Origin of the sequence: Arthrobacter sp. lap29 (genome assembly GCF_032458965.1) — a bacterium.
Classification (GTDB): Bacteria; Actinomycetota; Actinomycetes; order Actinomycetales; family Micrococcaceae; genus Specibacter; species Specibacter psychrochitiniphilus.
Genome location: NZ_JAUCEK010000004.1, coordinates 170223 through 193503, shown reverse-complemented (window position 1 = coordinate 193503; position 23281 = coordinate 170223). Strand labels below are relative to the sequence as shown.

The following is a 23281-nucleotide window of genomic DNA, read 5'->3' as shown; positions in this document are numbered from 1 at the left end:
TCCAAGGATGGGTTGCCTCCCTTCGAGCCGCTTGTTACAAACGCTCTCTCAGCAATGGCGAGTTTTTCAGCAACGCTATCCCACTTTGTGAGATAGCGTTCCTGATTTTTCAACCATTGATGGGAGAGCGTTCGTGGATGAGAGGCGGGCCGGTGGGGTGGGGCTAGAGGTCCGTGCGGGAATCGTTGGGGTAGCTGACACCAATTTGTTCCCGAGCGTTATCGAAGAGTGCCATGATGGCCAAGGAGTCAGCCAAAGGCATGGTGGCACTTTCAGTTAGCCCGGCCTGGATGCAGCGGGTTACCTCGCGCAGCTGGTACGTGTATCCGCTGCCGGGGTGCTCAAAATACTCTTCGCGCTCCTCTTCCCAGCCCACACCGATCCGCAATCCCTTGGGGTTATTGACCGAACCAATGGTTTCGATGAACCCCAAGGTCCCGGAAATTGCTGCGGCCCGGGGACCATGCGAGCCAAGGTAGCTCATCAGCTGGGCTTGGGCGCCGTTGGCGTAGCTCAGGGCCAGAGAGTTTTGCGCATCCACACCCAAGGCAGTCAACTCCGCCGTGGCATGCACGGCCTCCGGGGCGCCCAGCGTGCCCCACGCCCACAACAGGGGGTAGACGCTGATGTCCAAGAGCGCCCCGCCACCGTCAGCTGGCGCCCAGATGCGGGCGCTGTCATCCATCGGGGCAGGGAAACCAAGATCGGCCCGCACCCACTTCACTTGGCCGATCTCTCCGGATTCCAGGATCTCCAACGCCCGCTGGAAGCCGGGAACAAACCGTGCCCACACAGCCTCCATGAGGAACAGCTGCCGTTCCCTGGCCAACTCAATGAGTGCCCGTGCTTCAGCTGCGGTGATGGTCAACGCCTTCTCACACAGAACATGCTTGCCGTGCTCCAAAGCAGCCTTGGCGATGTCATAGTGCTGGGCGTGCGGGGTGGCGATGTAGACAACATCCACGTCCGGGTCCTGCACCAGTTGTAGGTATCCAGCCGCGGCGGTGCCGTGCTCTCCGCCGTCATAATAGTACGTAGCGAAGCCGAAGTCGGTGGCAAAACCGGCCGCGCTGCCTACTCCGCGGGAACTGACGGCGTGCAGGACGGCGTCCTCCAGAAGTGCCAAATCGGCAGTCACGGTGCGGGCAATGTTTCCGGTGGCGACAACTCCCCAGCGCAGGGCATCACCGGTTGCGGTGAGGGTCTCGGGATTGAACGTTGTGTACCAGTCGGGACGGCCGACGAATCGTTGGATGCTCATGCGCCAATTCTGCCAGTTGCCAGGTGTAGGGCGGGGAACATGACGGGCCACGGTGTGGGCCTCTGCTATTACGCTTGAGACTATGGATCAAAGAAAGGCAATACCGTGGAACAGCTTACCGCTGAGCAGTTGCTGCAGGAGCTCGCTGCGCTGGAGAATCCTCAAGCACGGGCCATCAATGAATCCCGCGGGGACGATCACGGCGTGAACCTTGGCACCTTGCGCACCATCGCGAAAGCGCTGAAAACCCAGCCCGAGCTGTCCCGCGAATTGTGGCAGACGGGCAACACGGCAGCCCGTCTGCTGGCCCTGCTGATCTGCCGGCCCAAGGCGTTCACCGTCAAGGAGCTGGAAACCATGGTTCGGGAAGCATCCGTACCCAAGGTCAACGACTGGTTCATTAACTACGTGGTGAAGAAAAGCGTCCACACGGAAGAGTTGCGGCAGGCCTGGTTTGCCGATCCCGACCCTATTGTGGCCGCCTCCGGTTGGGCACTGACGAGTGAACTGATCGTGAAAAAGCCGGACGGGCTGAACCTGCCGGAACTGCTGGAGATCATTGAGGCGCAGATGAAAACGGCCCCGTCGCGCCTGCAATGGGCCATGAACACGGCGCTGGCCCAGATTGGCATTGAAAACCCAGAGCTGCGCGAGCGTGCACTAGCTATCGGCGAACGCCTCGAAGTGCTCAAAGACTATCCCACACCGCCCAACTGCACCTCACCCTATGCGCCGATCTGGATTACCGAAATAGTTGCCCGCCAAGAAGCGGCCCGAAAAGAAACAGTTACTCCATGAGGATGATTTGGTACCGCATGAGCGTTGGTCGCAGGGTGATAGTGCTGGTCGTCGCTACGCTGATCATTACCAGCCTCGGCATCACAGCCATCAGCTGGCTCACCGCCCCACACGGCTCTGACGCCTTCAACGCTGGCATGACGTGGGGGAGGCTGTTGGCGCAGCTCGGTGCAGGTATCGCCTTGATAGCGTTGCTGGCCATCGCCAGCCGTCCCAAGAAACGCAACTGAGCAACCTCATAGGCAGGTGGGATGACATGCAAAAGGCCCCTCCCGGCGTCGTACTTCCTTTTGGAAATATACGACGGCGGGAGGGGCCTTTCGCTGTTGGCCAGCCTCAGGACGCTGGTTTAGCCCTTGACGGAACCGCTCATCAGGCCGCCCACAAAGTACTTGCCCAACAGGATGTAGACAATGAGCGTGGGGACGGAGGCGATGAGTGCCCCGGCCATGGAGGCGGCGTAGTCGGTGAGCTGACCGCCGGCCAGGAAGGACAGTGCGATCGTGACCGGGCCGTTGCGGCCGGAGGAGAAGAACGCGGCAAAGAGGTAATCGTTCCAGGCGGACGTGAACTGCCAGATCAGCACTACCACAAAGCCCGGCGCTGACACCGGCAAGATGACTGAGCCATAAGTGCGTAGAATTCCGGCCCCATCCATGCGGGCGGCCTCGATCAGTTCATCGGGCACGGAGGCGTAGTAGTTGCGGAAGATCAGCGTACAGATCGGGATGCCATACACAATGTGCAAAAGCATCAGGGACGGGATGCCCTGAGGAACGCCGAGATCGCTGACCAACTGCGTCAACGGGATCATCACGGCCTGGTACGGAATGAACATGCCGAACAAGATCAACGTGAAGATGATGTTGGCCCCGGGGAACTTCCACTTGGAGAGTACATAGCCGTTGATGGAGCCCAAGAAGGAGGAGATGATGGCGGAGGGGACCACCAGCATGACGGTGCGGCCCAGTGACGGTGCCAGGGTGGTCCAGGCCTTGACCCAGCCTCCTGTTTCCCACACCTGGGGGAGGTACCAGGCGCGCGAGGGATCGGCGTCGGCGGTGCCCTTGAAACTGGTGATGAACAAAACATAGGCGGGCAGCAGGACCATGATGACGAAGAAGATCAGCAGTGCGTACTTCAAGGTCCGGTTGATGCGGCGCTTGGTGGTGCGTTTTGCGTCGGAGGCCATGTCCTGGGCGGAACGCGCGCGGTTTTTATTATTCACTGTGGCGGTGGCCATTAGCGCTTCTCCATCCGTGAGGTGTACCAGAGGTAGGGGATGACAACCAGGGCCACCAGAACCAACAGGATGGTTCCGATCGCTGCTGCATCGGCGTAGTCGCTGCCAATGTATTTGACCCACATCATGGTGGCGGGCACCTGGACGTCGTAGGTGTTGGCGTCCGGAACAATGGCGCGAATCAGGTCAAAGAGCTTCAGTGACATGTGGCCGATGATGATCACGGCGGAGAGCATCACGGGGCTCAACTGCGGGAAGATCACGTGGCGGTACAGCTTCCATTCGGTGCAGCCATCAATCCGGGCCGCTTCTCGCAGCTCGTCCGGGATGCCGCGGAAACCGGCCAAGAAAAGGGCCATGACGTAGCCGGAGAGCTGCCAGATGGCGGGGACGGCAATAGCGGCGATACCCCAGGTGGGGTTGGACCACCAGTCGTTTTGCAGGGCGCCCAGGCCCACGCTGTCCAAGAGGCGGTTCAGGCCGGTGGTGCGTTCACCACCAAGCTGGGACGTTTGCAGGCTGGAAAGCAGCCAGCGCCACACAACGCCGGAGGCGATGAAGGAAACTGACATGGGGAACAGGTAGACAGAGCGGAAGAAGCCTTCGCCCTTGGCCGGCTGTTCCAGGATCCAGGCCCACAAAAAGCCGAAAATGAGGGTGCCGCCGAGGAAGACAACTGTCAGGATCAGCAGGTTCCATAGGGAGTGCTGGAAGTTGGGGTCCGCCAAGAGGTTGGTGTAGTTCTCAAAACCAACATACTTATTGCTCGGTTTGGCGGTGTGTTGGTTGGTCAGGCTGACTCGGAAGTTTTCAATGATGAGCCAGTAGACGAATACGCCAACGAGGATGATGGTGGGGGCCAGCAGCAATACGCTGGGGCCCCATGTTTTTGCGCGCTTTAACATAGTTTGCCTCCTTCCGAAGAAATTCGGGACCACATGGTTTGGGGGCGGCGCAACTTGGTAGTCACGGCCGCCCCCAACCTCACTGTGGTTATTACTTGGCGAACTTCGCCGCAATGGCTGCAGCGGAGCTCTGCAATCCATCAACATTCTTGTCGCCGCCAAACTTGCTCACAGCTGTGCTCAGATCGTTCAACCAGGCAACGGGCACTGCTGCACCGTGAGCCAAGGAGGAAACGATCTTGTCCTGGCTGAAGTCCTTGATGGCGCTCTTCTGGTACTCAGAGAAGTCATCGGTCTTTGCCGTGGTGTTGGCCGGGATGGATCCCTTGACCTTGTTGAACGCGGTCTGGCCTTCAGCCGAGCCGATGGTGGTCAGCCACGCCTTGGCGCCGGCCGGGTTCGGGGCGCCCTTGGGGAGGGTGAAGGAGTCAGCCAGGAAGTCAAAAACGCCTGCGGTTCCCGGGGTAGGGAAGTAGGTGTAATCGACGCCGGACTTATCGCCGTCCTGAGCGAACTTGGCTTCGGCCCAGTCACCCATGACGTTGTACGCCGCTGCGCCGTCCTGGACCAGCTGCGTTGCCGGAGCCCAGTCGCTAAGTGAGTCACGGTCTGTGTTGGTGTAGGAAAGTGCCTTCTCGTAGGCCTTGATGGCCGTGGTTACTTCGGCGCTCTTCCAATCGGTCTTTCCGTCCCAGAGGCCGTTGTAGCCGTCAACACCCAAGCTGGAGAGCAGGACGTTCTCAAACAGCTGGACCTGGGTCCAGGAACCAGCCACTGCCAGCGGGATGACCCCGGTGGCTTTGATCTTGTCCATGTCTGCGAACCAGCCGTCAAGGTTCTCAGCCGGCTTTTCCGGATCAATGCCGGCCTTCTTCAGGACCTCAACATTGGCCCACACCACGTTGGCGCGGTGGATGTTGGAGGGCACGGAGTAGATCTTGCCGTCAACGGTCAGGCGGTCAACCAGGTCCTTGGGGAACTGCGACGAAAGGTCGTTGTCCTTGTAGAAGCTGCTGAGGTCTTCGAGCTGGTCAGCATCGATGTAGTCCTGCAGTTCGGCACCTGCGTGGGCCTGGAAGGAATCCGGCGGGTTGCCAGCCTTCAACTGGGCAGCCAGAACGCTCTTAGCCTGTGAACCGGCGCCGCCAGCAACAGCCAGGTTGTCAAAGGTGACGTTCGGGAAGTCCTTGTTGAACACGCCAACGAGGGCATCCAGGCCAGCCTTTTCAGAACCATCAGCCCACCAAGTGAAGACGCCAACCTTGCCGGTTGCATCCTTGGCGTTGCCGTTGTCACTGGGTGTGTCGCCGCCTCCGCCGCAGCCTGCAAGGGTCAGACCCAGCGCTGCAACTCCGGCAAGCAACGATAGACGACGTCGCATATTTTCCTCCGTGAATAATTGTTCGAAAATGATGATCTTGTGGGTGGTTAAATACCCGCTCCCCAAAAGTTACCTGCATCACTTGTTGTAGTCAATTATTTAACGCAACGGATTGGTAACAGTAGCCCGTTTTGTCTCCTCCCACCATGAATGCTGCGCTGGCTGGTGCTTATTTGGGCGTATTAGTGCTTGCGGGTGTGGTTTAGGGCCAGCGAAACGGCACCCAGCACCTCGGCCCGATCGCCGAGGGAAGACATGACGACGGTGGTTGCCTCGCCAATAGCGGGAACGGCGTGCCTTGTCAGTCCGCGCCGGATGGGATCGAGCAGGATGTGGCCCAAGGCTGCGAGTGGGCCGCCCACCACAATGATCTCCGGGTTGATCATGTTGGCCACGTTGGCCACAGCCCGGCCCACGGCCATGCCGGCGTCGTCAATGACTCGAAGCGCCGCCGCATCCCCGGATGTAGCGCGGGCAATGATGTCCTGCACGGTGAGGGGGCGGGGTTCCCCACGGCTGAGGAGTTCAATCATGAGCGCTGTAGAGGCAACGGTTTCCAGGCAGCCGCGGTTGCCGCAGCGGCACACCAGGCCTTGGTCAAAGATGGTGGCGTGCCCAATTTCACCGGTGATGCCGGTGTGTCCGTAGTAGGGGGCGCCGTTGAGGATCAGGCCTGCACCTATGCCGCTGCCGATCTTCAAGAACACTAGGTCTCGGACGGCGCTGTGCTCACCCCATGTCACTTGGGCCAGGGCGCCCAAGTTTGCGTCATTATCGGCAAATACTGGCATGCCGAGGGCTTCTTCGAGACGGGCCACAATATTCACGCCCACCCACTCGGGCAAGATGGCGCCACGGATGACGGTTCCGGTGCGGTGGTCAATGGGGCCCGGAACCCCGATCCCAGCGCCCATGACATCACTGCGGGAGATTCCGGATTCCGCCAGGGCATCCGCCAGCATGGTGGCGGCCGTGGCGATGCTTTCGGTGGCCAGATGCCCCACTGGCAGGGGTGCTGATTTTTCCGCTCTTACCTGGTGGTCCGCGCTGGCTAGAACGATCCGAACGTGGCTGCGGCCAAAATCAATGCCCACAACAACGTGGGGGGACTCCAGCAGCGAAACCGCCAGGGCGCGTCGCCCCGAGCTGGTGGTAGGGCTGGTGTGGGCGAGCCCTTCTGCGCACATGGACTTGACGATGTTGGAGACCGTTGCTGTGGACAGACCCGTGGTCCGAGCAAGCTCAGCCTGGGGGAGGGGACCGAGCTCACGCAGAGTTGCGACAATGAGCTGTTCATTGCGATGCCGCAGCGCGGACTGGGAGCCGGGTTTGGGATCCTGTGGTGATGTGAGGGGGAGATGGTCAGTCATACATAGTAGCGTGCATCACATAAGCTCTTGAGGTCAACTTATTAACGCAATTCACAGAGATTGAGGATTCACCGTTAAGCCCAAATGTGTAGCGTGAGCTTTTGGGCGAATAAGTGGGTAATTCAGCGCCAGCTTTCTTGGCGCACACTGTCTGCAATTCAGGGAGTTTAGGCACGTTCTTGTTCCCGACGTGCAGGAATTTGTTTGGTTTTGTGCAAGACGTGCTGATGCCATGCGTGCGCTTATTCGCTCTGGAGGGCCTTGTGCTTGCGGGCCAATACCGCATAGTTACGTGCGTTCTCACGGACATGTTCGAGCTCTTCAGCGCTCAACTCACGGCGAACCTTGGCAGGAACCCCCGCTACGAGTGAGCCGGGCGGAATAATGGCGCCTTCAAGCACCACAGCTCCACCTGCCACAAGTGATCCGGCACCAATGATGGCACCATTCATGATGGTGGCGCTCATACCGATGAGGCAGTCGTCCTCAACCGTGCAGCCGTGGATCACTGCGCTGTGGCCCACACTGACACCATTGCCCACGCTGGTAGGAAAGCCAGGATCAGCGTGCAACACCACGTTGTCCTGCAGATTTGTTCCCTCACCCACAGTGATTGAGTTGGTATCCCCGCGCATCACAACACCGTAGAACGCACTGGAATCCGCGCCCAGCGATGCGGCCCCGATGATGACGGCGGTGTGGGCCACGAAGGCACTTTCGTGGACGTCGGGCGTGTTGCCGTCAAGGGCAATGAGTTGGTTCATGATTTGTCCAATCTTCGGGGGTTGTGGTGACTATTCAGTGGCCGGGGGTTACCAGCGTGGGTGGATGTCGGCTCGTAGTAATGAATTGTAGATGGCGGCTACCTCAGTATTGAAGGCCGCGCCTAGCTGTTGCAAGGATCCGGCAGCAGCATTGGCCTGGGCTTGGTCCGTGGAGCGGGCGCCAGGGATTACCGTAGATACGCCCTCGAGCTGGGCCACCCAGGCAAGCGCGGCCTGTGCTGGGGTGGTCCCTGCCGTGGCTGCGAGTTCTGCAAAACGTGTGGCTGCTTCAAGCCCCCGCGCATAGTCAACGCCGGAGAAGGTTTCGCCCACATCAAAATGACTGCCGTCGCGGTTGTAGTTGCGGTGGTCGTCGGCGGCGAATGTGGTGGTGGCGGTGTACTTTCCGGACAGTAGCCCGCTGGCCAGCGGCACGCGCGCAATAATGCCCACGCCAGCCTTCTGGGCGGAGGGCAGCACTGCTTCGAGGGGCTTGAGCCGGAACGCGTTCAGGATGATTTGGACGGTGGCCACGTGGGGGCGGGCAATCGCCTCCAGAGCCTGCTGGCAGGTTTCCACGCTCAGCCCATAACTGGCTATGGCGCCCTCGGCAACGAGGGTATCTAGCGCGTCATAAATCTCATCCGAACTCACCACCGCGGTGGGAGGGCAATGTAGCTGCACCAGATCCAGGGTGTCCGTGCCAAGATTCTTGCGGGACCGGTCCGTCCATGCGCGGAAGTTCGCCAAAACATAGTTTTCTGGAATCTGGTCCATACGTCGGCCCATCTTGGTGGCAACAGTGATGCCGTGCTGCGGTCCGCGTGAGCGCAGAAATTTACCAATCACCTGTTCGCTGCGGCCGTCGCCGTAGACATCTGCGGTGTCAAAGAAGCTCACGCCAGCATCGGCACCAGCGCCAAGCACCTCCAAGGCGTCGGCCTCGCTGATATTGCCCCAATCTGCCCCCAGCTGCCATGTCCCAAGCCCGACGGCGGATACGGTGCGGTTTGTTCTTCCCAAAATACGTGTTTGCATGCCACCAGCCTAGCCATAGGATTCCTCAGTAGTGGATTCAGTGCGGGCCTTCTTGGGCGGCGGCGACGGCAACAAGATCCGCTGCGGCTCCGAAAAGCCGTTGCGCCCCGGACCACACCGCTGTCAGCGGGCGGCTGATGCCCTGGCCTTCAAAGGGGACCCGCAGTAGGGCCCCGCTCTCCAACTGCTCGTGAAGTGCAAGTGCGCTCAGGGCGGCGGGGCCGGCGCCGGAGAGGACAGCCACCCGGACGGCTGCGTTGCTGCCCAACACCTGCGCAGGCTCGGCCATGGGCAGGCCAGCAAAAAGCTCCTGTAACGCTTCGCGGGTTCCCGAGCCGGGCTCCCTGACAACCAAGGGTGTGCGAGCTAATTCCGCCAAGGAGATTTTGCCGGTGTGGTGGGCCCAGCGGTGATTGGGCGGGACCACTACCAGCAACTGATCTTCTTGGACCACCATGGCATTGACCCGCACCGGGACGTTCGGAGTCTCCACGAAGCCCACGTGGAGGGCCCCTTGCTGGACTTCATGGAGTACTTGTGAAGAGTTCAGCACGTGCACGTCAACGCGTAAGGTTGGCCGGCGCCGTCGGACTTCCGCCAACCAGGCCGGCAGGAGAGTTTCGGCGATGGTCATGCTGGCACCCACGCGGATGTCTTCGCGCCCGCCAGTGGGGCTGGAGCGCAGCCAGCCCGTGAAACTCTGGGCAGCATCCAGCAGTTCCCTTGCATGATCAGCCAGAGCCAGGCCGGCCTCGGTGGGAACCGATCCCCGAGGGCTGCGTTCTAGAAGGGAGGTTTTGAGCCTGGTTTCCAGCTCGGCCACGGCACGGCTGGCGTTGGGCTGAGCCATACCCGCCTTCCGCGCCCCTGCACCCACACTGCCCGTATCAACCACGGCAACAAAGAGTTCCAGTACTTGCAGATTCGGCCAGTCATCGCTCATATCAAAAGCATATAGCGTGATGTGAAAGTGCCGTCTACCGGGGTTGCCCCGTCCTTGAAAGCATGGAGATATGTTCTCCACTCCACGTACTAAAGCCCACCTTGGGGCCCCACAAACAACTGTTGAAACAAGAAAGCTCCTGCCCCGTCTGCCGTTAGTGAGGTCCTACGGGCCAGGATTAGCGCTTTGTGCCGGGGCCGCAGCCGTGTCTATGGCCATAAATTCTCTCTTCTCCGGCGCCAGTCCGCTCGTCATCGCCATTGTGCTGGGCATTCTCATGACAAACGCTCTCCGGTTGCCGGCTGTATTGGCGCCTGGGCTGGACTTCTCAGCTAAGAAATTACTCCGGTGGGGCATCGTGTTCCTGGGCTTGGCGTTGGCGCTCGCAGACATCTTCGCGCTAGGCGCTCCGATGCTCCTTGTCATTGTTGCCATTGTTGCTGGAGGCATTCTGGGTACGGTGTTGCTGGGCACGGCGCTGAAGATGCGCCGGGCCCAGGTGCTGCTCATTGCCTGCGGCTTCTCCATATGTGGAGCAGCCGCCGTGGCCGGGGCTGAGGGGGTGGTTGACTCCGAGGAGGAGGATGTTGTCACCGCGGTGGCACTGGTGGTCATCTTCGGCTCGCTCATGATTCCCTTCATCCCACTGCTAGGGCAGGCGCTGGGTATGAGTGCGGAACTCAACGGCATGTGGGCCGGAGCTTCAATCCATGAGATTGCCCAGGTGGTTGCTGCCGGAGGCATTATTGGGGGAGGGGCGCTGGGGGCTGCTGTGATCGTCAAATTGGCGCGGGTACTGATGCTGGCGCCGGTTATGGCCGTGCTCAGCGTGCGTCAACGGCGTGCCGGTTATGGCAAACCCGGTGAAAAACGTCCCCCCATAGTTCCGATGTTTATTCTCGGATTCTTGGCCATGGTCCTGTTGCGTTCCACACTGGTAATACCAGCGGACGTTCTACATGCCGGCTCGTTGTTACAAACAAGCCTGCTCTCCGCAGCGATGTTCGCCCTAGGCTGCGGGGTTAAAATCCGCAGCCTGATCAAGGTTGGCGCGCGTCCGTTCATCTTGGCCGCGGCCTCAACCGTGCTGGTCACCGGTATCTCCTGGGTGGGAATTGAGCTGGTTCACCCCTGATCCCGGCCTCTGGAACAGCGCGCAGCCAGCAGTGAGGGCTGCGGGGAGCGACAGATCAAAGGCTCAGTCGAAGACCACTGTGCGGTGACCATCCAGCAGGACCCGGTGTTCGGCGTGCCACTGGACGGCCTGCGCCAAGGTGCGAGCCTCCACCGCGCGGCCCATGGAGACGAACTTCTCTACCGAGTGGCCGTGGTCTACACGGATAACTTCCTGCTCAATGATGGGACCCTCATCCAGCACGGCCGTGACGTAGTGAGCCGTGGCGCCAATGATCTTGACCCCCCGCGCGTGAGCCTGGTGGTACGGCTTGGCGCCCTTGAAGGAGGGGAGGAAGGAGTGGTGGATGTTGATGGCCTTGCCGGCCAGGCGCTGGCAGAGATCATCTGAAAGGACCTGCATGTAGCGGGCCAGAACAACAAGTTCAACACCGAGTTCGGCCACCAGCTCGAGGAGAGCCTCCTCGGCGCTGGCCTTGGTCTCGGGGGTGACGGGAATGTAATAGAAGGGGATGCCGTAGAACTCGGCGAGCGGTTCCAGGTCCTTGTGGTTGGAGACAATGGCCGGAATTTCAACCGGAAGGGTGCCTGAGCGCTGCAGGAACAACAGGTCATTGAGGCAGTGCGCTGCCTTGGATGCCATGATCAGGGTGCGGATGGGGGCACCGGCACGGTGCAGGGTCCACTTGAGCTCAAAGCGATCCGCCACCATCTGGAGGTGCTCGCGGAGCTTGGAAAACGACGTCGTAGTTTCCACCGCAACACGCATGAAAAAGGTGCCAGTATCCGGGTTTCCGTATTGCTGAGAGTCGGTGATATTACAACCAGCATCCAAGAGGGAACCAGAAACGGCATGGACAATGCCGGGCTGGTCAGCGCAAGAAAGGGTCAGCACGTAGCCATGCGTGGAGGCAGGAGTCGAAGAGGGCGCAATTAAATCAGTCACCCTACCAACGTTACCGTCCCATGGGGGCTCTGTATTACTATTGAGGAGTTGCGACTGGCGATGAGGTGGGACACCACCGGGGAGCAGCACGAATCAAGACCAATGCGATCGTACGCCTGGGACGCAAGGTCACGAAAAGCCTAATACCGCGGTGTTTGGCGATAACCTTTTCAAGAAGAGTTTTTCGTGCTGAGAATTCAGGAGTCTGTAGTGTCTTTTTCACCCACCCAGTCCGTTACCAACGCCCCGCTCTCCGAGCTTGACCCGGAGATTGCCGCCGTTCTGAAGGACGAGCTCGCCCGCCAGCGTGACACGCTGGAAATGATCGCCAGCGAAAACTTCGCACCCCGCGCCGTTCTTGAAGCCCAGGGCTCCGTGTTGACCAACAAGTACGCCGAGGGTTACCCGGGCCGGCGCTACTACGGCGGCTGTGAAGCTGTTGACGTGGCAGAGAACCTGGCTATTGAGCGTGTGAAGGCCCTGTTCGGTGCCGAGTACGCCAACGTTCAGCCGCACTCCGGTGCCCAGGCGAACGCCGCTGCGCTAGCTGCCATGATCAAGCCCGGGGATAAGATCATGGGTCTGTCCCTGGCTCACGGCGGGCACCTGACACACGGCATGAAGCTGAACTTCTCCGGCAAGCTCTACGAAGTTGCCGCGTACGAAGTTGAGCCCGATACCTTCCGCATTGACATGGATAAGCTGCGCGCCCAGGCCATCGCCGAGAAGCCGCAGGTCATCATCGCCGGCTGGTCCGCTTACCCGCGCCAGCTGGACTTCGCAGCCTTCCGCTCCATCGCTGATGAAGTGGGGGCCCTGCTGTGGACCGATATGGCTCACTTCGCCGGACTCGTTGCCGCTGGCCTGCACCCGAGCCCGGTGCCGTACTCCGACGTGGTCACCTCCACTGTGCACAAGACCCTTTCCGGTCCGCGCTCCGGTGTGATCCTTGCAAAGAAGGAATGGGCCAAGAAGCTCAACTCCGCCGTCTTCCCGGGACAGCAGGGCGGCCCGCTCATGCACGTCATCGCCGCCAAGGCTGTGGCTTTCAAGGTTGCCGCAGGCGAAGAATTCGCCGAACGCCAGGCCCGCGTTTTGGAGGGTGCAAAGATCATTGCTGAGCGCCTGAACGCTCCTGACGTTGCCGAGGCAGGAGTTTCCGTTTTGACTGGCGGCACCGATGTGCACCTGGTGCTGGTTGACCTGCGCAACTCCGTCCTGGACGGCCAGCAGGCTGAGGACCTCCTGCACAGCGTTGGCATCACCGTGAACCGCAATGCTGTTCCGTTTGACCCGCGCCCGCCGATGGTCACCTCCGGCCTGCGCATTGGCACCCCGGCGCTGGCCACCCGTGGCTTTGGCGCACCGGAGTTCACCGAAGTTGGCGAGATCATCGCCTCAGCACTCAAGGGTGGTGCCGATGTTCAGGCACTGAGCGCCCGTGTCAAGGCCCTCACCGCGAACTTCCCGCTGTACCCCGGTCAGGAAGAATGGTAAAAATGGCCACTGCTCAGATTCTTGATGGCAAGGCCACAGCCGCTGCCATCAAAGCCGAGCTGACCGAACGCGTAGCGGCCCTCGCCGCACGCGGGGTCACCCCGGGCCTGGGTACCATCCTTGTTGGCTCGGATCCGGGCTCGCAGTGGTACGTGGGCGGAAAGCACAAGGATTGTGCGCAAGTGGGCATCAAGTCCATTCGTATTGACCTGCCCGAGACAGCCACCCAGGACGAGGTTCTGGCAGCGGTCCGCCAGCTCAACGAGGACCCCTCCTGCACCGGTTACATTGTGCAGTTGCCACTGCCTGGCCATATTGATCAGGACGTGGTGCTGGAAGCCATCGACCCGGCCAAAGACGCCGACGGCCTGCACCCCATGAACTTGGGGCGCCTAGTTGCGAACGTGAACCGGCCCATGGTCTCCCCGCTGCCATGCACGCCCAAGGGCTGCATTGTGTTGCTGGAACGCCACGGCATTTCACTGAACGGCAAACGTGTTCTGGTTGTTGGCCGCGGCGTGACCATTGGCCGGCCCATGGGCTTGCTGCTGACCCGCCGCGACATCAACGCCACAGTGGTTCTGGCGCACACGGGAACCAAGGACCTTGCTGCCGAGCTGCGCGAGGCTGACGTGGTGGTTGCCGCCGCCGGTGTCCCGCACATGATCAAGGCCGCTGATTTGAAGCCTGGAGCCATTGTCCTGGACGTTGGCGTGTCCCGCGTAGATGACGGTAACGGCAAGGCAGTTGTCACCGGGGACGTGGAGCCCGGCGCTGCTTCGGTAGCCAGCTGGATCTCCCCGAACCCGGGAGGTGTGGGTCCCATGACCCGCGCCATGCTGCTGGCCAACGTAGTGGAGGCCGCAGAGCGCGCCTAGGAGTAGTTGCTGCCAAGGGAAGCTCGACGACGGAACGCACGTTCCGGCGTGGAGCTTCCCTTCTGCGTTGGAGGGCTCGGTGGCGCACTAGGCGCGGGATTACAACTCGATCGATTCCACCCTCTCCGGACGGCTGTCCACCCAGGCCACGAGCAGCCGGACGTCCTCAGGGAGGCTGTCATCCGTATAGCGCGCCGTGACCTCGCGCCCAGTCCATTCCAGATTGAGTTCGTATAACTGGGTGTCGGGCCTTGGCACATCGGGAGGAGGTGGCGGCTGGTCGGAGAGCCTAGCTCTGCTGACTTCCCCGGCAAAGTCCTTCGCCGCCGATTTCGGCAGGGCCTGCTGGTCCAGCTCTGTCCGGGCCACGATTCCGGCAATGCCGCCGGCCCGGATGATGGTCAATTTCATGAGAGTACTCCAACTTCTTTCCACGCGTTGTGGACGGCAACTTGCTCAGCCTCTCCGAAGATCATCCCCGCTACATCAATGGTGGCGTGGGCGGCTGCATCAAATTGTGTAGTGGGGCGCAGCCTGGTAGTCAGGACCTCGTACCAGATCCGGCCGGCCTTTTCCCAGGCGTGTCCGCCCAAGGCAATTGCTGCCAGCGCGAAGGCACGGTTGGGAATGCCGGAGTTGATGTGCACCCCACCGTTGTCGTTGCGTGGATCGTTGTTGTCCGGCAGGTTCACGTAATCTGCCATGTTCCCGGGCTGCCGGTCCCCGGAGTAGGCGGTGCCGGGGTGAATCATGGAACGCAGTGCCGCCCCCAGTTCGGGGACCAAGATTCCTTCGCCAATCAGCCAGCTGGCCTCTGCCGCCGTCTGGTTGAGGCTATGCTGCTTGACCAGGGAACCAAAAACGTCGGAGAAGGATTCATTCAGTGCGCCCGACTGTTTGCTGTAGACGAGCCCGGCAGTGAACTCGGTGACACCATGCGTGAGTTCGTGGGCGATCACGTCGATGGCACTGGTCAGGGCGCCGATCTTGAAGATCCGCCCGCTGCCGTCGCCATACACCATTTGCGAACCGTCCCAGAAAGCATTGTCGAATCCGACACCGTAGTGGACCGTGGAGACGAGTTCCATGCCAACCCCGTCCAGTGAGCTGCGGCCAAACTGGTCGCGGTAGAACTCATAGGTGGCGTTGCTGCCGTCATAGGCCTGGTTGACTGACGTGTCCACCACGGCAGGCGCCTCCCAGCCGCGCACCAAAACGCCGGGCAGGAACTGCCGGCCTTGTGTCTGGTTGTCGTAGACGCTCAGCCGTTCGCCCGTCTCCAAGGTGGCGCCTGCCAGGGACCCGGTGCGGATGTTCAACCGCCGGCCCAGCTGGCCCATCACGGCCCGCTGGGACCGCATGGCCGCGGAGGTGGCCAGTGCACAGGTGGCCGCTTCACGCTGCTCAGGTGTTCCCTCCACAGCTAACCTGCCCAACAAATCCGGTGGCGCAATGCTGCACCGGGTGGGTTTCCTTATTGCTCCCATGACGTTCTCCTTTTCCCCAGCAACCGCCCCATGAGAGCGGCGCAGTGCCTGTTGACCCAGGCGCGAGCCCTCTGTGCTCCGTTCCCCCATGATGGACCCGAAGTTGGCCGGCGGCAAGGGAGCGCGATGGGCTGCTACTTGTGCAGCAGCGCCGCCTGCACCCGCGACGCCAGGCCCAGCTTGGAGAGCACCCGCGAGACGTGGGTTTTTACGGTGGCCTCGGAGATTCCCAGACGGCGCCCGATCACGTGGTTGCTCAGGCCCTCGCCGAGGGCGGCAAACACCTCCCGTTCGCGCTCCGTCAGCTCCGCCAGGCCCGGAACAGGGGCAGGATCCGGCACCGGCGCCTGCTTGCCCGACAACGCTGCGGCCACAATCCGGGCCGTTACCTCTGGGGCAATGACCTGATCTCCACCATGCACCCGGCGTATGGCTGCCGTGATCGCTTCCGGTTCGGCTGTTTTGAGCAGGAACCCGCAGGCACCGGCCCGGAGCGCGCCAAATAGTTGCGCGTCGTGGTCAAAGGTGGTCAGCACCAGGACGCTGGCGAGCCTTTCCTCGGTGATGGTTTTGGTGGCCTCGATGCCGTCCATGCCGGGCATGCGCAAATCCATGAGCACCACGTCCGGACGCAGGGCCCGTGCCATGCTAAGTGCCGTTGCACCGTCACCGGCCTCGCCCACTACCTCCATGTCCGGGGAAGTGTTTACCACCATGCGCATGCCGAGCCTGATGGCTGCGTGGTCATCAACTATCAGCACTGTGATGGGGGCGGGGGAGCGGGGCAGGCTCATGCACGCGCTCCTTCGTTGGGATCGGTGCTGTCCTGGGGCTGGTGCGGAAGCCGCAGACGGACCACCCAGTGTTCCTCCTCGGGGCCGGTTCTCAGCATTCCGCCGGCATGCGTGGCACGGAAATGCATGCTTGGGATGCCGGTTCCTGTTCCTGTGGGGGCACCGCTGGGATCACTCGGAAGCAGGTTCCGCACGCTCACCACAAGCTCTTCCCCCGGACCACTGGCGGCAAGGGAAATATCCACCGGCTGACCCGGGGCATGTTTGGCAGCGTTGATTAGGGACTCGGACACTATGCGGTACACCGCGGTCTGCACGGACAGCGGTAGGTGATGTCCGCCGTCGTCCATGGCATTGTCCAGATGTACCTCAAGCCCGGCAGCGCGGCGGGACTCGGTGAGAGATTCGAGATCAGCAAGCCTGCCCGGGGACTCGGAAACCTCTCTGGTATGCAGGAGCCGGATCATGGTGTTCAGTTCTTCCAGGCCGGCAACACTTTCACCGCGGATTTGGTGCAGGAGAACGCGGCCCGATCCCTCTGGGGCGCCATGGAGCGCAGCCCCGGACTGCAGTGCAATGGCGCAGAGCCGGGCGGAGATGACGTCGTGGAGCTCCCGCGCCAGATGCGCTCTTTCATGCTCCAGGGCTAAATCATGGGCGTTGCGTTCGGCCAGCAGGCGTTGCCGGGACGCCTCCTGGACGGCATCGGCGCGGGCGGATTCACTGTCCGCAAGCTGATTGGCTTTGCGCAAGTTCCCGGCCCACTCCGCTGGGGTCAGGAGAGTGAGGACGGCGATGAAGCCGGCGGCAACGGCAATTCCGGCATCCCGGAAGAGAGCGAAGGCGCCCGCCACAGATAGCGCGGAGAGAACCCATGCGGCGTGTGATGCAAGCGCTGAGGCCCGTGCAGTCCCAAAGAGGACCAAGGAGAAGAAGAGCTCGAACATCAGCAAAAACGCCCCGGCCTGACCAGCCAGGAGCAAGCCCACGGCTGCGGTGCCACACATCCATGCCATGGCAGTGGGGGAGGTCCTGCGGAACAATACACCCGCGCAGCCCAGCACGGCAATGGCTGGCCAAGCGGACGCGAAAGCTTCGACCTTGAGGCTGCCGAAAGCGGTGAGGTTGACCGCCTCCAGGAGCCAAAAAATAGCAAAGTAGCCACCGGACAGGGCCATATCCTCGATCTTGATGTTGCCAATATTGCGCACGTCAAGACTCATGAATCTGCCACCCAAGCGCCGCAACAGCGGCAGTGGACGGGTGGCTGCGGGGGATTGGACCATGCCACCAGTGTTCCGTGCCACAGCGGGCGCAGCAAGCCAAACACGGCATTCATGCGACGAAGGTATGACAGGTTGTGGTTCCCCTGGCCGACGCGGTGCGGGAAGGGCGTGGGCACGCTGGAAGCATGACTATTGCCATCTATGCCCAACTTGCCGTATTGGCCCTTATTGACAGCACCAGCATAGGAACATTGCTGATCCCGCTCTGGCTGCTCTTACGCCCCGAAGCCCGCCGGATTCTTCCACGGATCCTGCTGTACCTTGGTGTGCTGGCGTTCTTTTATTTGTTGATTGGAATCGCCATGCTCAGCGGTCTTGAGTGGGCGCTCAACGGTTTGAACGGTGGATCATTGGAACAGCTCCCAGTGATCCAGTGGGTCATGCTGTTGGGTGGGGCAGGCATGCTGGCGTATGCGTTGGCGCCGAACCCGGCGAAGAGGGAGAAGCAGCGGGCCATCGTCTCAGCGGACTCGTCTGCTGGCGTTGCCGGGACTGGCACCGCCGGGACGGGCACCGGCGCTGCTGTTGCAGGCGCCGAAATCAAATGGCACAAGAGGTTGTCCAAGGCCCTGCTTAGCCCGGGCGGCATTGTCGGCTTGGCGCTATTGGCAGGATTGTTGGAACTACCCACCATGCTTCCGTACTTGGTGGCCATTAGGTTCCTATCCAACTCAACGCTGGCGCTGCCTGGAGAAATTGCGGTGCTTGCCATCTATTGTTTGCTCATGCTGATCCCGGCACTGGTTCTTGTGCTGCTGCGTGTGCTCTTAGGACGCCGGCTGGATCCGTTGTTGCAGCGGGTCCGCGCCACGTTGGGAAAAATTGCGGGGGAGACGCTGCTATGGGTGGTGGGTATTGTGGGCTTCCTGCTGTTGCGGGGCGGATTGTCAGTGTTGGCCCCTGATGCGCCCTGGAACCCGTTTAAGTAGGTCCAGGATCCGGTTGCTCAGCGCACGGCGGGAGTGCTGGGGCGGCGCCAGTGAACAAGTTGCCCAACGTCAGACTGCCGTGGTGGCGCACAAGTTAACTCCAGGCAAGAGGAGCACCCACATCCGCTACCGTCCCCCACATCCGCTACCGGTCTTACGGGCGCGGATGTGGGGGACGGGCGCGGAAGGTTAGCGGGGCTGGGAGCGGTGAACGCCCTGGTGGCCGCACCCGCGTTCGCCGCTGGTGGAAGGCGGTCTGGAGTGTCCGCGGGATTTGAGAGAATGGAACCATGACTTCTCCTGTATCTGGCAAAATGTCGAAACCCAGCAAATTCACAGGCCTCGGCACCATTGTGCTGGCGATCGTGTTCCTCGTTGCCGTGGTGATGGCAGCTAACAACTTCACCGTGCTCGGTTGGGTCATCGCCGCGATTGCCTTGGGCTGGCTGGTGCTCTCCACCGCCGTCTACATCGGGGTACACAAAGCTGCAGCGTTTGGCGCCCGGCAGGTAGCACTGGCACAGGCTCAGATGGCGCAGCAAAACAGCGCCAATGCCCCGTCCGACGGCGGCACTCACCTGGTCTCGCAGGACTCCGGCTCACGCTCGGCGCAGAAGGCGCGTGAAATGAAGCTGGATCATTCCTTCAAAATCATCAGCGTGCAGATTGGCGTCGTCAACGAATACTTGGGCAAGGACCCTGAAATGGTGGCCCGTGCGCTGGACACCATTGACATCACCGCCACCAACGGCCGGGGCATGATCAACCCGAATTGGGAAGAGCAGGAAGCCAAAATGGATGCGGCCATGCTCAAGAAGAACGCGGAACGCCAAGGCGAAAACCCCCGGAACGCCACCCGTCCGGCTCAGAGCGGAGACGGTGAGGAGCCCGTCAGCGGCGTCATCATCGACTAATAGCACCGGGGTGGCACAACAAGGATCTGCGGGTAGCTGCAGGTAAGGTGGAACAAGTGAGCAACGGTATCGAAAACGGTCAATTGAGGATCGCAAGCGTCAACGTCAACGGCATCAGGGCCGCCTACAAGAACGGCATGGGCCCCTGGCTTGCCGAGCGAGATGTGCATATTCTGTGCCTGCAAGAGGTCCGCGCACCAGATGCCATTGTTGAGGGTTTCCTGGGCGAGGAATGGCACGTACTCCATGCTGAGGCTGAGGCGAAGGGCCGTGCCGGGGTCTTGATCGCCACCCGCAAGGATGTTCTGGAACCCGTTGCCACGCGCATTGGTATTGGCGAGGAATACTTTGCCACCACCGGTCGCTGGGTCGAGGCCGACTATGTGATCAACGGATCCGATGGCACGCCGCAGACCCTGACCGTGGTGAGCGCCTACGTCCACTCCGGCGAGGTTGGCACCATTAAGCAAGAAGACAAATTCCGTTTCCTGGACACCATGATCGGGCGCCTGCCGCAACTTGCTGCTGCGAGCGATCATGCCCTGGTGGTGGGCGATCTCAACGTTGGTCACAAAACCCTAGACATCAAGAACTGGAAGGGCAATGTCAAGCGCTCCGGGTTCCTGCCCGAGGAACGCGCTTACTTTGACAGGTTCTTTGGCGAGGAAATTGGTTGGAAGGACGTTGCACGCGAGCTGGCTGGCGAAGTAGACGGACCCTACACCTGGTGGTCCAACCGAGGGCAGGCCTTCACCAATGACACCGGATGGCGCATCGATTACCATGCCGCCACGCCAGGCTTAGCGGCGAAGGCTCAGAGCTGTGTGGTGGACCGGGCAGCCTCTTACGAGGAGCGCTTCTCTGACCATGCCCCGCTTGTTGTCGATTACAAGTTCTAAAGGACGAATCAATCATCATGAGTGAGAGTACCCAACGCCCGCGCGTCTTGTCCGGCATGCAGCCCTCAGGCGACAGTCTGCACCTTGGCAATTACCTCGGAGCACTCGTCAACTGGGTAAAAACCCAAGACGAATACCAGACCCTGTTCTTCATCCCTGACATGCATGCCATCACTGTGGAGCAGGACCCGGCAGAACTGCGGGCCCGCACCCGTAAGACGGCGGCACAGTACATTGCCGGCGGGATCGACGTTGAAAAATCGACCCTGTTTGTCCAATCACATGTTCCCGAACATGCCCAACTGGCGTGGGTTTTGAACTGCATCACCGGCTTCGGTGAGGCGTCGCGCATGACCCAGTTCAAGGATAAGTCCGCCAAGGGTGGGGCCGATGTTGCCAGCGTGGGCCTCTTCACCTACCCCGTGTTGATGGCTGCAGATATTCTGCTGTACCGTCCCGAGGGGGTGCCGGTGGGTGATGATCAGCGTCAGCATGTTGAGCTGGCACGGGACTTGGCCAAGCGATTCAATTACCGTTTTGGCGAGACATTCGTGGTTCCCGAGGCCTTCATTCAGAAGGAGGGTGCACGCATTTATGACCTGCAAAATCCGAGTGCCAAAATGTCCAAGTCCGCCTCTGGCCCCAACGGTCTGATCAATTTACTCGATGATCCCAAGGTCACTGCCAAGCGCATCAAGTCCGCCGTCACCGACGCGGACACGGTGATCGCCCACGACCGCGAATCCAAGCCTGGAGTCACCAATCTCCTAGAAATCCTCTCCACGTTGACGGACAAATCAGTGGACACGCTGGTGACTGAGTACGAAGGCAAAATGTACGGTCATTTGAAGGTTGATGTTGCCGAGGCAGTTGTGGCACGGCTGGAGCCCATCCGTGCACGCACGCTGGAGTTGCTTGACGATCCTGCGGAGCTGGATGCGTTACTGGCAAAGGGTGCGGCCAAGGCACGCGAGATTGCCTCGGTAACCCTCGCTGACGTCTACGCCAAGGTAGGTTTCCTGCCTCCGCTCGGGGCGGTTGGATAGTAGTGCCGGGCATTGGGCAGAGCGGTGGTTCACTGGCACCGCACGCCGATAGTTTAGGTGTGATCATTTCCTTGCCCGCGTCCCTGACCGCGGACTTAGCGCACAAGCGTGCCGAGTATGCTGGTCCGGAAATGCCTGTTGTGCCTGCCCACATCACTTTGGTGTCAGGGCGGACTAAGGAATCGTGGGCTGCGGCGGCAGAACATGTGCGCCGAATTGCCGCAGACTATGCTCCGTTCCATCTTTCTTTACGGGGTACCGGGACCTTTGAACCCATCTCTTCCGTGGTATTCCTCAACGTTGAGATGGGCGCTGAAGATTGTGCCGAGTTGCACACCAAGCTGCTACAGGGTCCTCTGGAGCATTTGCTTGAATTTGAATTTCACCCGCATCTGACCATTGCCCACGATCTGTCCGAGGCCACCATGGCTAAGGCCAAGGCCGAGATGGCAGGCTTTGAAGCGGACTTTGAGGTGGCCAGCATTGGGCTCTATAACTTCATTGACGGTAGCTGGGCGCTGCGCGAGGAGCTGATTCTTGGAGGAACTTCCAGAACCTAGCCGTGCCCAGCTTTCAGGACATTTTCCGGGATTTGTGGCACCGGGTATAGCTGCCAAACGCCCCCTGGCCGCCCCGGAGAAGCCCCCGCCCAGCCCCTTGGACCGCGTTGGCCTCGCGGCGTGGACCGTGCAGAAACGCGAATCCTTTCGGAAGGCGCGTGCCAGCGGGAACCAGTTTGCACAGCTGAGCACACTGTTTCAGTGGCTCAACGCTTGGGCGGGGCAGAGCTTTGTGGTCCGGGTATGGAACTTGTACACGCGCCGCCGCGGCCCCCTCCTCGCCGCAGGCAACGCCTACCTGATGTTCTTCTCCGTCGGTGCCATGCTGGTTGCCGGGTTCGCCATCTTTGGCATATTCGCGGCCGGCAATGATGTTTTGCGCGACGCCGTGATCGAGCTGGTTGCCGAGAGCACGCCCGGGCTCATCGACACCGGTGCTGGAGGGCTGGCCACGCCAGATCAGCTCCTGGGCACTGGCGGCTTCGGAGCGACACTGCTGGTGTCTTTGGCCGCCTTGTTAGTTACCGCCATGGGCTGGATCAACGGCCTGCGTGAAGGCATCCGGTCCATTCTGGGCTTGGCCAGGGACCGGACCAACCCGGTCCTTTCCAAAATGCGCGACGGCGGGACCCTCCTCGTGCTGGCCGTGGCACTGGTGCTGACCAGCATCCTTGGTTTGCTGAGCACGGCAGCTATGGGCAGCGTGAGCGAATTACTGGGAATAGGCTCGTTCTTGACCGGTGCGGTGGCACGATTTAGCTCGATCGCCTTGATGCTCATCTTGGATGTGGCCGTAGCCATGGTCATGTTCAGCATCGCCTCCAGGGTGCGCATGCGGGGTCGGGTCCTGATACTGGCGGCCCTGTTTTCCGGTGCAGGCGCCACCGTCCTGCGGTTTTTCAGCGCCCTGCTCCTGAACGGAATCACCAATAACAGACTTTTGGCACCCTTTGCCGTGATCCTGGGTTTGTTTGTCTGGTTCTTCCTTCTCAGCCAGGTGTACTTAATCTCGGCGGCTATTGCGGCTGTTTTGGCGGCAGATCTGCGCCCCCGCAAGGGTGCCCGTTAGTTCCTGGTCCGCCGTCATCTCTTGTCAATGCTTGGTAGCTCTGAACTAGTATGAAGTGAAGTAATCGAAGGCATTCAAAAGCCCCGTATCTGAGTGTGGGATGTGCAAGCAATACAGCGGGCTTCATCATGAACGCGAG

General features: G+C 60.9%; 24 protein-coding genes and 1 riboswitch. Of the genes, 11 read left to right on the top strand and 13 right to left on the bottom strand.

The annotated features are described in order from the left end of the window. Positions 1-163 precede the first annotated feature (163 nt). Positions 164-1261, bottom strand: coding sequence for a Gfo/Idh/MocA family oxidoreductase (locus tag RY113_RS08560; RefSeq protein ID WP_315914228.1), 1098 nt, complete (start codon positions 1259-1261; stop codon positions 164-166). A gap of 105 nt (positions 1262-1366) precedes the next feature. On the opposite strand from RY113_RS08560, the gene RY113_RS08555 reads away from it, so the two are divergent. Next, positions 1367-2059, top strand: coding sequence for a DNA alkylation repair protein (locus RY113_RS08555; protein WP_315914227.1), 693 nt, complete (start codon positions 1367-1369; stop codon positions 2057-2059). Then, positions 2056-2289 carry a hypothetical protein gene (locus RY113_RS08550; RefSeq protein WP_146212969.1) on the top strand — a complete coding sequence of 78 codons (234 nt, stop codon included), beginning with the start codon at positions 2056-2058 and terminating at the stop codon, positions 2287-2289. The genes RY113_RS08555 and RY113_RS08550 overlap by 4 nt, the downstream gene beginning before the upstream one ends. Positions 2290-2408: 119 nt before the next feature. Here the strand turns inward: RY113_RS08550 and RY113_RS08545 are convergent, their stop codons facing one another. The 7 genes from RY113_RS08545 to RY113_RS08515 form a co-directional block, all read right to left on the bottom strand. Beyond that, positions 2409-3302, bottom strand: a complete 894-nt coding sequence (locus tag RY113_RS08545) for a carbohydrate ABC transporter permease (protein ID WP_110104706.1) — start codon at positions 3300-3302, stop codon at positions 2409-2411. Next, on the bottom strand, positions 3302-4207 hold the full coding sequence (locus tag RY113_RS08540) for a sugar ABC transporter permease (RefSeq protein ID WP_315914226.1): 906 nt from the start codon (positions 4205-4207) through the stop codon (positions 3302-3304). Before RY113_RS08540 ends, RY113_RS08545 begins: the two co-directional genes overlap by 1 nt. 91 nt (positions 4208-4298) lie before the next feature. After that, entirely contained in the window at positions 4299-5588 is a 1290-nt protein-coding gene (locus RY113_RS08535) for an ABC transporter substrate-binding protein (protein ID WP_110104704.1), read from the bottom strand. A 182-nt stretch (positions 5589-5770) separates the two neighbouring features. Next, positions 5771-6958, bottom strand: coding sequence for an ROK family transcriptional regulator (locus RY113_RS08530; RefSeq protein WP_110104703.1), 1188 nt, complete (start codon positions 6956-6958; stop codon positions 5771-5773). Positions 6959-7200: 242 nt separating this feature from the next. Next, positions 7201-7722, bottom strand: a complete 522-nt coding sequence (locus RY113_RS08525) for a gamma carbonic anhydrase family protein (RefSeq protein WP_315914225.1) — start codon at positions 7720-7722, stop codon at positions 7201-7203. Between the two features lie 48 nt (positions 7723-7770). Beyond that, positions 7771-8760, bottom strand: a complete 990-nt coding sequence (locus RY113_RS08520; protein WP_315914224.1) for an aldo/keto reductase — start codon at positions 8758-8760, stop codon at positions 7771-7773. Positions 8761-8797: 37 nt separating this feature from the next. Beyond that, positions 8798-9703, bottom strand: coding sequence for a LysR family transcriptional regulator (locus RY113_RS08515; RefSeq protein WP_315914223.1), 906 nt, complete (start codon positions 9701-9703; stop codon positions 8798-8800). 70 nt (positions 9704-9773) lie between these two features. Between RY113_RS08515 and RY113_RS08510 the strand changes: the two genes are divergently transcribed. Continuing rightward, entirely contained in the window at positions 9774-10838 is a 1065-nt protein-coding gene (locus RY113_RS08510) for a YeiH family protein (RefSeq protein WP_396334227.1), read from the top strand. Between the two features lie 63 nt (positions 10839-10901). Here RY113_RS08510 and purU read toward each other — a convergent pair whose 3' ends face one another. After that, positions 10902-11783, bottom strand: a complete 882-nt coding sequence (purU, locus tag RY113_RS08505) for a formyltetrahydrofolate deformylase (RefSeq protein WP_245932013.1) — start codon at positions 11781-11783, stop codon at positions 10902-10904. 40 nt (positions 11784-11823) lie between these two features. Next, positions 11824-11912: riboswitch (ZMP/ZTP riboswitch) on the top strand. Positions 11913-11993: 81 nt separating this feature from the next. Between purU and glyA the strand changes: the two genes are divergently transcribed. Continuing rightward, positions 11994-13280, top strand: a complete 1287-nt coding sequence (glyA, locus tag RY113_RS08500; protein WP_110104698.1) for a serine hydroxymethyltransferase — start codon at positions 11994-11996, stop codon at positions 13278-13280. Between the two features lie 2 nt (positions 13281-13282). Then, positions 13283-14158, top strand: a complete 876-nt coding sequence (locus tag RY113_RS08495) for a bifunctional methylenetetrahydrofolate dehydrogenase/methenyltetrahydrofolate cyclohydrolase (protein WP_373366671.1) — start codon at positions 13283-13285, stop codon at positions 14156-14158. 99 nt (positions 14159-14257) lie between these two features. Here RY113_RS08495 and RY113_RS08490 read toward each other — a convergent pair whose 3' ends face one another. The 4 genes from RY113_RS08490 to RY113_RS08475 all read right to left on the bottom strand — a co-directional run bounded on the left by RY113_RS08490 (position 14258) and on the right by RY113_RS08475 (position 17725). Next, entirely contained in the window at positions 14258-14569 is a 312-nt protein-coding gene (locus tag RY113_RS08490; RefSeq protein WP_110104696.1) for a protealysin inhibitor emfourin, read from the bottom strand. After that, entirely contained in the window at positions 14566-15645 is a 1080-nt protein-coding gene (locus tag RY113_RS08485) for a M4 family metallopeptidase (protein ID WP_315914222.1), read from the bottom strand. Before RY113_RS08485 ends, RY113_RS08490 begins: the two co-directional genes overlap by 4 nt. Before the next feature lie 134 nt (positions 15646-15779). Then, on the bottom strand, positions 15780-16439 hold the full coding sequence (locus RY113_RS08480; RefSeq protein WP_110104694.1) for a response regulator transcription factor: 660 nt from the start codon (positions 16437-16439) through the stop codon (positions 15780-15782). Next, positions 16436-17725, bottom strand: coding sequence for a sensor histidine kinase (locus tag RY113_RS08475; protein ID WP_146212968.1), 1290 nt, complete (start codon positions 17723-17725; stop codon positions 16436-16438). The genes RY113_RS08480 and RY113_RS08475 overlap by 4 nt, the downstream gene beginning before the upstream one ends. Positions 17726-17850: 125 nt before the next feature. Here RY113_RS08475 and RY113_RS08470 point away from each other — a divergent pair, with 125 nt between their 5' ends. The 6 genes from RY113_RS08470 (at position 17851) to RY113_RS08445 (ending at position 23142) form a co-directional block, all read left to right on the top strand. Beyond that, entirely contained in the window at positions 17851-18654 is an 804-nt protein-coding gene (locus RY113_RS08470; RefSeq protein ID WP_315914221.1) for a GAP family protein, read from the top strand. 290 nt (positions 18655-18944) lie between these two features. Then, complete coding sequence (locus tag RY113_RS08465) at positions 18945-19568, top strand: hypothetical protein (RefSeq protein WP_146212967.1); 624 nt, start codon at positions 18945-18947, stop codon at positions 19566-19568. Between the two features lie 47 nt (positions 19569-19615). Continuing rightward, positions 19616-20467: an exodeoxyribonuclease III gene (locus RY113_RS08460; protein ID WP_373366672.1), complete on the top strand. Its 852-nt coding sequence runs from the start codon at positions 19616-19618 to the stop codon at positions 20465-20467. Between the two features lie 17 nt (positions 20468-20484). Further along, entirely contained in the window at positions 20485-21513 is a 1029-nt protein-coding gene (gene trpS, locus RY113_RS08455) for a tryptophan--tRNA ligase (protein WP_315914220.1), read from the top strand. Positions 21514-21572: 59 nt separating this feature from the next. Continuing rightward, positions 21573-22073, top strand: coding sequence for a 2'-5' RNA ligase family protein (locus RY113_RS08450; protein ID WP_315914219.1), 501 nt, complete (start codon positions 21573-21575; stop codon positions 22071-22073). After that, positions 22051-23142 carry a YhjD/YihY/BrkB family envelope integrity protein gene (locus RY113_RS08445; protein ID WP_315914218.1) on the top strand — a complete coding sequence of 364 codons (1092 nt, stop codon included), beginning with the start codon at positions 22051-22053 and terminating at the stop codon, positions 23140-23142. The genes RY113_RS08450 and RY113_RS08445 overlap by 23 nt, the downstream gene beginning before the upstream one ends. The last annotated feature ends 139 nt before the right edge of the window (positions 23143-23281 follow it).

Bases quoted from the DNA above. Each gene is read 5' to 3' on its own strand.
- RY113_RS08495 (WP_373366671.1), top strand. From the start codon at position 13,283: ATGGCCACTGCTCAGATTCTTGATGGCAAGGCCACAGCCGCTGCCATC.
- RY113_RS08520 (WP_315914224.1), bottom strand. From the start codon at position 8,760: ATGCAAACACGTATTTTGGGAAGAACAAACCGCACCGTATCCGCCGTC.
- RY113_RS08490 (WP_110104696.1), bottom strand. From the start codon at position 14,569: ATGAAATTGACCATCATCCGGGCCGGCGGCATTGCCGGAATCGTGGCC.
- RY113_RS08540 (WP_315914226.1), bottom strand. From the start codon at position 4,207: ATGTTAAAGCGCGCAAAAACATGGGGCCCCAGCGTATTGCTGCTGGCC.
- RY113_RS08525 (WP_315914225.1), bottom strand. From the start codon at position 7,722: ATGAACCAACTCATTGCCCTTGACGGCAACACGCCCGACGTCCACGAA.
- RY113_RS08545 (WP_110104706.1), bottom strand. From the start codon at position 3,302: ATGGCCACCGCCACAGTGAATAATAAAAACCGCGCGCGTTCCGCCCAG.
- RY113_RS08550 (WP_146212969.1), top strand. From the start codon at position 2,056: ATGAGGATGATTTGGTACCGCATGAGCGTTGGTCGCAGGGTGATAGTG.
- RY113_RS08530 (WP_110104703.1), bottom strand. From the start codon at position 6,958: ATGACTGACCATCTCCCCCTCACATCACCACAGGATCCCAAACCCGGC.
- trpS (WP_315914220.1), top strand. From the start codon at position 20,485: ATGAGTGAGAGTACCCAACGCCCGCGCGTCTTGTCCGGCATGCAGCCC.
- RY113_RS08535 (WP_110104704.1), bottom strand. From the start codon at position 5,588: ATGCGACGTCGTCTATCGTTGCTTGCCGGAGTTGCAGCGCTGGGTCTG.
- RY113_RS08485 (WP_315914222.1), bottom strand. From the start codon at position 15,645: ATGGGAGCAATAAGGAAACCCACCCGGTGCAGCATTGCGCCACCGGAT.
- RY113_RS08470 (WP_315914221.1), top strand. From the start codon at position 17,851: ATGACTATTGCCATCTATGCCCAACTTGCCGTATTGGCCCTTATTGAC.
- RY113_RS08510 (WP_396334227.1), top strand. From the start codon at position 9,774: ATGTTCTCCACTCCACGTACTAAAGCCCACCTTGGGGCCCCACAAACA.
- RY113_RS08560 (WP_315914228.1), bottom strand. From the start codon at position 1,261: ATGAGCATCCAACGATTCGTCGGCCGTCCCGACTGGTACACAACGTTC.
- RY113_RS08465 (WP_146212967.1), top strand. From the start codon at position 18,945: ATGACTTCTCCTGTATCTGGCAAAATGTCGAAACCCAGCAAATTCACA.
- RY113_RS08480 (WP_110104694.1), bottom strand. From the start codon at position 16,439: ATGAGCCTGCCCCGCTCCCCCGCCCCCATCACAGTGCTGATAGTTGAT.
- RY113_RS08475 (WP_146212968.1), bottom strand. From the start codon at position 17,725: ATGGTCCAATCCCCCGCAGCCACCCGTCCACTGCCGCTGTTGCGGCGC.
- RY113_RS08515 (WP_315914223.1), bottom strand. From the start codon at position 9,703: ATGAGCGATGACTGGCCGAATCTGCAAGTACTGGAACTCTTTGTTGCC.